Below are 9,044 nucleotides of genomic sequence, written 5' to 3' on the forward strand. Positions count from 1 at the left end.
AGCCACGCACTGTCACCGATGTGCTGATACAGAATCGTCACCGATGTCCTGCGACATAACATTCGTCTACGTCAACAGCACCAACAACGCATCCCTGCACGAGGACATCGCCAAGGCCGTCGGCGGCAAGAGCGTCGCGTTGGTCAAGGACGACACCCTGTACCGCATTCTCGCCAAGGTGCATCGGCGCGTCCCCACCAACGTCGGCTTGCTCGACTCAGTCAACCGCAACCGGCGCTTCTCCATGCACGTCGGCCAGGACGTCCTGACAGCCTGGAAAGGCGAAGGCGCGACCAAGATGAAGACCAACATCTTCGCGCACGGATTCACCGACGGCCGCCCGGTGAGCTTCGGCGCCTCACGCAAAGGACGGGTTTGGAGCCACGAACAAGCACGTGACATCCATGACTGGGTCGAGTGGGTACGCGAAGTAGGTCCGGCAGTGACCGACCTGAGCGTCTCACTGGAGTCCGTGATGGCCGGGTTCCTACTCCCGCAGCCCGCAACAGAGCGCCCCAACGCGGTACCGCTCTCCATCGAATGGCCGTATCAAGTCATCGCGGCCATGAGCGAGGCGCGCAAGGTGAGCCATCAAGGCCAGAGTTTCGCGCTGCTTGAGACCGAACTTCAGCTGTCTGACCACAGCTCCTCGGGTCCGCTTCGATTCAAAGTCGTGTGCCCGGCCTGGTCGCTCGAGTACGAGTTTCGTTTCCATCCCGAGGAGCCGCCGACCATCGTTCCGGTCGGCGATGACGGTCAGATCGTCATGACCTCCGACGCGGTCAGCCTCGCCGCTTTCATGACGGCGAACGGTCTTCTGGTCACCTTCGAGGACGAGCTCGTCCTCGTCGAACAAGGTTTCCTGCTGAAGCCTGACCGGGCCAAGCTTTTGTACGCACACGACGATATCGAGCCCGTCGACTGGCAAGGCATCGACCTCAGGAGGGAATCGCAGGGGCAAGAACGTGACCCAGCGACCATTCAGTTCCGCAGCATCGAACTGCTCGAGAAGGAAGCCGCGTGGGACCTCATCATCGACGACGACGGTAACGGTGAGCTCGCCGACGTGGTCTGCATCCGCCGCAGCGACGACAAGCTCCACGTGGCCTTCGCGCACTGCAAGTACTCCTCGGAGGAGAAGCCCGGCGCACGAATCGACGACCTGTATGACGTCTGCGGACAAGCGATGAAGATGAACCGTGCGAAGTCGATCCCCGAACAGCTGGTCAAGCGACTGCTGCGACGAGAACGCGCTCGGCAGGCCGACGGCAAGAATGGCATCATCAAGGGTGACCTTGCGACACTGGCGACTCTCGTGAACGAAGCGCGATACCGCGACCTGAGCGTGACAGTCCTCGTTGTCCAGCCCGGATTGTCGAAGGCCAAGATCAGCGACGACATGCTAGCCCTGCTAGGCGCCACTGAACGTTTCCTAGGTGACACGCTTCAGAGCTCACTCCGGGTCTGGGCCAGTGCCTAACTGGTCTTGGCCGACGTCTGATGTGAGTTCGCTCTACTCGTCGATGTCTGGCAACGCCACCGACGACTCAGGCCACACCTCGCCGGTCCCGATCAGGACGGTCGCGGTGAAGAGGTCGCTACCACCAGTAACGAAGTCCATGGTGTGAGTGATGCCCTCGATACGAACGGCGTCAGAAACAGCGTCGCTCCCGAGCCAGACCACCTGACCCGGGCTGACGAGAACCCCAGCGCTTGGCGTCGACTCGAACTCGACGACCGGCTTTCCGGGTTCGGGCGCGTTCAGGTTCGTCGCCGGGATGGGGCAGGGTTCGCCGTAGAACGCGAGCTCGCCGAACACCTCGCACATGACCAGACGAAGAAGTGCCTGGACGCGTCCGAAAGCCTTGGCGTACTCGCGAGCTGGTCCGGTGAGGGACTCGACCGCTTCTGCGGTGGTGTGCGCCCGATACTCGCTACGAGGCAGCGCGAGGTTCTCCTCGTGCTCGTTGGTGCTCTCCTCGGACAACTTCTCGGCGAGCTCAGCGCGCGCCTCGCGGAGCGCCAACTTCGCGTCCTCATCGAGCGCTTTCGCCGCTGCCGCGAACTGAGTCCAGGCCGAGGTCTGCTGCAGACGTGCGGCAACGTCGCGAGCAGCCTCATCCAAGGCGACGCTGGTGGGTGCGTCGGCGCCCAGTAGCTGCGGAACGCTTGGCGGTGCCGGCAACTGGTTCAGGCTGCTTCGTAGCTCGTCCTTGGTCCAGATGAACTCGCTTGTCATTTCGAACGTGGTCAGAGGCGTTCCCGGGGCAAGTTGAGGTGCCCGCAGGATCGGGTACCCGGCGAGCGAGGACCGAAGCCAACCCAGCGTGTAACGGAATGCAGTTTCGACCTTGTTGGCAGTCTGAAGCCAGTCGTTCAACTCAGGCTGCTCGACCTTGGACATTGCCGCTCCGGCAAGGAACGGGTCGCCGAGAAAGACTGGGATGCGGCTCCCGAACATCGACGGGGCGTGAAGGAGGCTACCGGCCCGAATGCCGAGCTCCTTCAGGAATTCGGTGACGCTCTTCGTGCCCTCGGGTACTGGCTTCAATAGATGGTGGCGCGGCAGCGGCGAGGCGAACTCCAGAACGACCGGGGTCTCGGACCACGCATCGGCCAAGCGCCACACGGCCTCCCACAGAGCAGGCGAGGTCTCTTCGTGGTCGTTGCTCATTGTTTGTCCTTGCTTCGGGGCCTAGAGCCAGTGAGGGCGGGTGAGTTTGATGATTGCGTCGGAGATCTGCTTCGCGGCGGTCTTCTCGGGCGACGTTGAGAGATGCGACTCGACGTCGCCGCCGGCAGTGAAGCCGTCGGCCGTGACGTCGGACGGTGGCTGGTCATTAGGGGAGGGGGACACGTCAATGTCGACCGTGCGTCTGAATCTCACTGGCCAATAGTCGAGTCGAACGCCGCTGCTCTGTCGTTGGTAGACGACACCGGTCATACCGAAAGGACCCACAGTCCGGGAGAGCCGGTCGACGGCGCTCGGGGGTGCGACCTCGAGGAGGATGACCTGGCCAGCAGAAACGGTCTGCTCAGCGTGGTCCGCGAGCTGGGCGGCACCTTCCTCTCGCGATTTCGGCGCCCTCGGGCGGAGCCGTGCGTCGCGTCGCAGGCGCTGCTTCAAGACGAGTCGCCACAGTCGCACCGCCATTGTCACCGGGCCGTCGGCGGGTTCGGCGACCGCGGTCGGGCTCGCATAGAAGGCAGGTGCGTCTGCGGTCTCGACCCAACCCGTGGCCAGAGTGCCGACCTGCGCGACCGCACGCCCGTCCTTCCCGCGCCACATCGTCACGTTCACGGCAGCGGCATCGGGCAGGAACGCGTTCAACAGTGCCGCGACAATTTCTGGAGCGTCATCGCCGAATGCCGTGTGGTCGAACTCGCTGAGCCGAACCATAGTGAACGGGAGCTGATGTGCCACGGCCAAGCTCTGGATGGTGTCGAACATCGTCATCTGCGCGGAGAGCAGGACACGGTTCTCGTCGTTCTCGACCAGTGTGGTTGGAAGTGCAACCAGTCCATCTGCGTGAGCGCGGGCCGCAAAGTAATCGGCGAACGAGTCGTGGACCGGTACACGAACCCGACCAGACTCACCGGTCGTCACCGCGGTCACCAAGCCGCTGCGCTCAATCGCTTCGCGGACTTCGTCGGCAGTCTCCACTACTCCAACGGCCTTGAGCTTCTCACCCGCGCCGTTGAACAGTCGCGCCCACTCCAGTGGGTTCGCGTACCGTCGGCCGTCATCCAGGAGCTCTGAGAACACGATGCCGAGGGCCGCCGTAGCGATGCGAATGTCGGCAACGTTCTGACGCTCAGCCATCCGCGCGACCGTCAGCTTGTACACCGACGCGCGGTCCGTGAACGCAGTGCCGCCAGCGACGAGCTGGAGCGCCATCCGCAGAAGCATCGGGTTGCCCGCCGCATCGCCGAGCGCATGCTCAACCTGGCCCAGGGCCACACGGCACTCTTGCCTATCCGACTCGTGGCCTCCGTCCTCAGCGGCGCCACCGGACTCCTCGCCTGGCGCTACCCCTAGGACGTTCGCCGTGAGCTCCAACCGCTGCTCGTGTCCGAACGACTCCGGGTACAGCCGATCCGCGGTCATTGAGGCGGGCAACGCGCTGGCGCACACGCTCTCGTCGCGCCCCATCAACACCAGCCGCGCGCCATGTCCACCAGACAGATGGACCTGCAGCTCCTTGGCCAGTTCTGCGCGAGCGTGTGCCGGAATCTCCGAGACACCGTCGATGACGATGGTCGCGTCCAGGTCGCCAAGCACCTGCTGCCCAACAACACGGGGAAGCGCACGACCGACCCTGTCTCCAACCGCGTCGGCGACCAACCGGTCCAGACGCTCAAGCACATACCCCTCGGCCTGACAGACAACAACGCGTCCGCCGGTCGCCGCAGCCTCCGCGCACCACAATCGACCGAGCGTCGATTTTCCTGAACCGGTGCGGCCCGACAACACAACCGGGCCCTTGAACCCGGCGAGGTCAGCGATGGTCAAAGAGGAGTCGCGAGAATCGGTCCGCAACTTCGGAACTATCAGAGACGCAAGGTCCTCACCAACCGCAGCCGCAACATACTCGGCCCCAAGCCCCTCGGCCCACCGGTCTGCGGCCGTCAGCTGGCTGACGCCGCCGAGAACGTCCACGATCTCCTGCCGGCTGATAAACCGGTCGTCCGGTTCCGACAGCCCGGACCGAGTCGAAATGAGCGTGAACAGCTCATTGACCCGGTCCTCAGCCTGACGGTCCGCATCGGGATGCCCAGGACCGATGACCAGCCTGGCCCGCACCTCCTGCTCAGCCGACAACAGCAACGCCTCAACCGAACCAGGCTCCGAAACCACCGACGCGCGAGCCATCACCGCACACAGCGGATCACCAACCGGAACGCCGAGCAACGCAGCAATCTGGGTCAGGTCACCGCCACGGGCAGCATCCAGAGCATCACGAACCGCGACGCCGGTCGGTCCGAGCTCCCCATCGGTCCGGAACTCGAACTCGGACGTCGAACTGGACGACAGCGCAGCCCAACGTCGTACGACTTTCAAGAGGGCGGCCTGCGCCCATGTGTACGGGTACTGACGCGACTTCACCTGAACGCCGCGAACGACCACCCCCGCGCCACCACTCGGAGAGGCGGCATGAACCTCCAGGTCCAGCACATCGTCGGTGCCCTCCACACGGATACCAGCCATCGTGTCGCCTACGGCGACATCCAGAGCGACTAGGAGGGCATGACAATGCTGATAGTTGAAGCCTCTCACCGCATCAACACCGCTCACACGACCATTGTCCCAAACGAGACATACACGGTGAGATCAGGTGTGACATGAGTTCTCACGGCCATAGGGGCGGATGCTCAGGGATCTCCTAGGCGCATCATTCTGGGTGGAATGGCCCTGTTATCTCAGCGGCGACGGTCGGCGCACAAGGCGGGGCTAGAGGGAGGATGAACCCTCAGCGAGCGCCGAGTACATGGTCTGCGATGAGCTTGTCGAGGCGTCAGATATCGATGCCCTTCTGGAGATTCACCTTGATGTGCCCGGCGCGAGTCCAGAGTTCGATCTCTGCGTTGTGGTCGAGAAAGCCCCCGGCGTTCTCGGAGGACCACATGTTCACCATCGACCACGGGAGCGAGTAGATCTCGATCTTCTTGCCTCGCAGCCCCTGGGCGTCACGGACGATCAGTCGCTTGGTCGTGAAGATGGCGCTGTCGCGGAAAGTCTTGTAGGCCGCGATCGGTTGCTCACCGGCCACCAGCAGGTCAGCTACGTCAGAGGGGATCGGGCATTCGGAGACGAGGGTCCACGCGAGGATTGCGCCAGTTTCCGCCATGAGTTGGGTTCCTTACGGGCGATGCGAGATGGGCTGCTTGCCGGATGACCAAGTCCGGTGATCCCTCCGTGGACGTGCCGGTAGAGGTTCACCGTGGCAAGGCCCCGGTCACTGCTTGGTCGGAGTTGCGATCACCTGTGCGGCGTGAACGCCGTCCAGCAAGTGCGGGACTGGCCATTCTTGGTGACGGTCACCGAGACGCGCACCTTGTAGCCCGGGGTTGCCCCTGAGATGTAGTACTTGATGCTCGCCTTGCCGACGGAGTTGGCCTTGCCCCACTTGGTGGTCTTGGACGTCTTGTAGTGCGCGACGGTGCGAATCTTGACGGCCCGCGCCGTCCTCACGCGCACGTACGTGTTGGAGTACTGCTTGGGAGTGGCGTCCGACATGCTCGCTCGGCACGAAGGAGCGGCGGCGCTTGCTGTGGCTGGCATGAGTAGCGGAGAGGCAGCGAGCATGGTGACCGCGCCGAGGGAGGCAAGTCGGCTCATGAGCAACGATGACAAGGAGTCTCCAAAGAACTGAGGGGTGTCGGCCCCACATGCTGCAGTCCCCGCCGGTCGGCGTCCTGAGATTGACCAAACTCGTGGGGCAACCCCCGTGGGGTATCTCGCGGGACACGTCAGCCAGGGATCCAAGACCGCCTTAACCGTCCGATACACCTCGTCGGCATGACTCGGTGGCTGTGACAAAAACCGGGACGAACGCGACGTCCTGGCACTACGTTGATCGCTGCACTCCTCACTGCTGGCCTTTCTTGGGAGACTCCATGCGCACCGTCGCCTACCGGTCCTTGTTTGGCTTTGTCACGGCCGGGCTTCTCGTCCTCACTGGATGTGATGATGCACAGGAACGGACTCTTGAAGAGGCCGAGAGCACCCTGAAGGAATACTTGGTTGCCCTCAGCAACGGTGACAGCGACGCCTGCGACCTTGAGACCTCCTCCTACGCCGATGAGCTGGAGGAAACGTTCGAGGAATCTGACTGTGACGATCGGGTGGACCTGATCAAGGGGTTCTACGAAGCATTCGAGGTTGAGCTGTTCGGTGCCAAGTACAAGGCAACGGAGGGCAGCAACGACGACGAGACGGTCGTCTCGGTGACCTATCGCGACGGCGACGGTGGTGACACGTTTCGCCTTGTCTACGACGACGACCACTGGCTGGTCGACGGAGAAGTCGACGGTGGTGACGACGACAGCGCCTCCAGTTCTGAAGAGGACGACGCCAGCGAAGAGGCGGCCCCTGTTGTTCTGCCTCTTACAGCGGGAAGCTCGTTGTCCCTGCCTGGCAACGCCGACGGAGTGACCAGTGACGAAGCGACTTTCACGGTCGCCTTCGACACCCTCACGTGTGACACCAGAATTCGTGGCGCGAGCTACGACAAGAACTACGAAGAGGCTGACTTTGTCGCAGACGAGGGGAACCAGATCTGCATCGTCGAGCTCGCCGCCACTAACGACTCCAAGATTCCGGCGACGTTCTCATCGGAGTACGACGCCAACATTCACACGCTGGACGGCACCGAGTACTCCCCGCGTTCTGATGACTTCAACGACCAGGGCTACCTCGCCGGCAAGGACCGCGAACCGTCGTACACCGCCGACAACGTCCAGCCGGGGGAGACCAAGTACGACGTGATCGCCTACGAGCTGCCTGCCGACGCAGAGCCCATCGAGCTCGTCTATTCAGCAGAGTCTTATGAATGACGTGTGCCTCGGGTGACCTCTGAGTCCACGCGCATCACATGATCAGTGATCGGGCAGCAGCCAGGAACTCCTGCTCGGCGCCAGATGTGCCGACGGTGAATCGAACGCCTTCGCCCGCGAACGCTCGCACTCCGACACCAGCCGCAGCGCAGGCGTGGGCCAGGTCATCCACCTGCGTGGCGCACGGAAGCCAGATGTAGTTGGCCGCGCTGGCTGGTGTCCAGATGCCCATTCGAGCGAGTTCGGCACGCACTCGGTCCCGGCCCGCACGCACAGCGCTCACCGTGTGGGCAAGGTGATCGCGTTCGCTCAGCGCGACGACAGCGGCGGCCTCCGCCACTCGGTTCAGACCGAACGGGGGAGTGACCTTGCGGATCGTGTCCAGCACCTGCTGGGTGCCAACCGCGTAGCCAGCCCGCAGGCCGGCCAGGCCGTAGGCCTTCGAGAACGTACGCAGGATGACGAGATTCGGAAGCCGCGTCAACCAGGGGAGGGTCTCGACCGCCTGGGGATCGAACTCGCGGTACGCCTCGTCCAGGAGAACCAGCACATCGGAAGGAATCCCAGCCACGAGTCGCTCGAGCTCGTCTGGCTCCAGCGCGGTGCCGGTCGGATTGTTGGGATTGCAGATGATGACCACCCGGGTGCGAGGGGTGATCGCCGTGAGCATCGCGTCGACGTCGTGGCGGGCCATGTTGTCGAGCGGCACCTTCACAGAAGTCGCGCCGGCGACCCCGATGACGATCGGGTAGGCCTCGTAGCTGCGCCATGCGTGGACCACCTCATCACCCGGTCCGGCGAAGGAGGTGAGCGCGTGCTGCAACAGGGCGAGCGAACCGCCGCCGACGAGAATCTGCTCGGGCGGGAGGTCCAGGTGCGACTCGAGCGCGGCGGCCAACAGGTCGCCAGTGAGCGTGGGGTAGAGGTGTGGGTCGGCGCACGCCTGCCGCATCGCCCGCACCACGGCCGGGCCCGGGCCGAAGGGCGACTCGTTGGATCCCGCCCGGAATCGCACCGGTGCCGAGACCGCCCGGGAGTACGTCGGCAGCGCAGCAACATTGGGACGTGGCCGGGGCAACGACAGGGTCACGGGCGGTCCCGTCGTTCCATTGCCTGCTTGTAGAGGCGGCCGGCGCGGTACGACGACCGCACGAGCGGTCCGGAGAGCACACCGGAGAAGCCGATGCCCTCGGCCTCCTCCATGAGCTCGACGAACTCCTGCGGCTTGACCCAACGCTCCACCGGGTGGTGGCGCAGCGAGGGGCGGAGGTACTGGGTGATGGTGATCAGCTCGCAGCCGGCCTCGTGGAGGTCGGTGAGTGCCTGGGAGATCTCCTCGCGGGTCTCGCCCNNNTTCGTAGGTGAATGCGGGACGGATCCGCTTGAAGATCCGCGGGACCGTCTCGACGTTGTGGGCCAGGACCTCGGGGCGGGACTCGAAGACCTCGGCGAGCAGGTCGGGCTTGCCGTTGAAGTCGGGGATCAGG

General features: G+C 63.9%; 7 protein-coding genes and 2 pseudogenes. 2 read left to right on the forward strand and 7 right to left on the reverse strand.

The window, feature by feature from the left end:
* Window positions 1-1,480: hypothetical protein (locus ASH02_RS06180; RefSeq protein WP_235538996.1), on the forward strand; the 1,480-nt coding region annotated here is incomplete at its 5' end.
* A gap of 33 nt (window positions 1,481-1,513) precedes the next feature.
* Here the strand turns inward: ASH02_RS06180 and ASH02_RS06185 are convergent.
* The 4 genes from ASH02_RS06185 to ASH02_RS06200 all read right to left on the reverse strand — a co-directional run bounded on the left by ASH02_RS06185 (window position 1,514) and on the right by ASH02_RS06200 (window position 6,238).
* Window positions 1,514-2,674, reverse strand: coding sequence for a hypothetical protein (locus ASH02_RS06185; protein WP_057294423.1), 1,161 nt, complete (start codon window positions 2,672-2,674; stop codon window positions 1,514-1,516).
* Window positions 2,675-2,695: 21 nt separating this feature from the next.
* The gene (locus tag ASH02_RS06190) at window positions 2,696-5,296 is read right to left on the reverse strand and encodes an ATP-binding protein (protein WP_156409710.1); all 2,601 of its coding nucleotides are present in this window, start codon (window positions 5,294-5,296) and stop codon (window positions 2,696-2,698) included.
* Between the two features lie 220 nt (window positions 5,297-5,516).
* A complete protein-coding gene (locus ASH02_RS06195; protein WP_057294425.1) occupies window positions 5,517-5,849 on the reverse strand; it encodes a PH domain-containing protein in 333 nt (110 codons plus the stop codon).
* 131 nt (window positions 5,850-5,980) lie between these two features.
* Window positions 5,981-6,238, reverse strand: a complete 258-nt coding sequence (locus ASH02_RS06200; RefSeq protein ID WP_057294426.1) for a hypothetical protein — start codon at window positions 6,236-6,238, stop codon at window positions 5,981-5,983.
* Between the two features lie 380 nt (window positions 6,239-6,618).
* Between ASH02_RS06200 and ASH02_RS06205 the strand changes: the two genes are divergently transcribed.
* Entirely contained in the window at window positions 6,619-7,557 is a 939-nt protein-coding gene (locus ASH02_RS06205; protein ID WP_057294427.1) for a DUF4352 domain-containing protein, read from the forward strand.
* Window positions 7,558-7,591: 34 nt separating this feature from the next.
* On the opposite strand, the gene ASH02_RS06210 is transcribed toward ASH02_RS06205, so the two are convergent.
* The 3 genes and pseudogenes from ASH02_RS06210 to ASH02_RS26965 form a co-directional block, all read right to left on the reverse strand.
* Complete coding sequence (locus ASH02_RS06210) at window positions 7,592-8,647, reverse strand: histidinol-phosphate transaminase (RefSeq protein ID WP_057294428.1); 1,056 nt, start codon at window positions 8,645-8,647, stop codon at window positions 7,592-7,594.
* Window positions 8,644-8,908: pseudogene (locus ASH02_RS26960) on the reverse strand (lipoyl synthase); the annotation flags it as partial. The gene ASH02_RS06210 and the pseudogene ASH02_RS26960, both read right to left, overlap by 4 nt.
* Before the next feature lie 3 nt (window positions 8,909-8,911).
* Window positions 8,912-9,044 (reverse strand): annotated as a pseudogene (locus ASH02_RS26965) (lipoyl synthase); the annotation flags it as partial.

This window comes from Nocardioides sp. Soil796 (assembly GCF_001429525.1).
Classification (GTDB): Bacteria; Actinomycetota; Actinomycetes; order Propionibacteriales; family Nocardioidaceae; genus Nocardioides.

Bases quoted from the DNA above. Each gene is read 5' to 3' on its own strand.
- ASH02_RS06185 (WP_057294423.1), bottom strand. From the start codon at position 2,674: ATGAGCAACGACCACGAAGAGACCTCGCCTGCTCTGTGGGAGGCCGTG.
- ASH02_RS06195 (WP_057294425.1), bottom strand. From the start codon at position 5,849: ATGGCGGAAACTGGCGCAATCCTCGCGTGGACCCTCGTCTCCGAATGC.
- ASH02_RS06200 (WP_057294426.1), bottom strand. From the start codon at position 6,238: ATGTCGGACGCCACTCCCAAGCAGTACTCCAACACGTACGTGCGCGTG.
- ASH02_RS06205 (WP_057294427.1), top strand. From the start codon at position 6,619: ATGCGCACCGTCGCCTACCGGTCCTTGTTTGGCTTTGTCACGGCCGGG.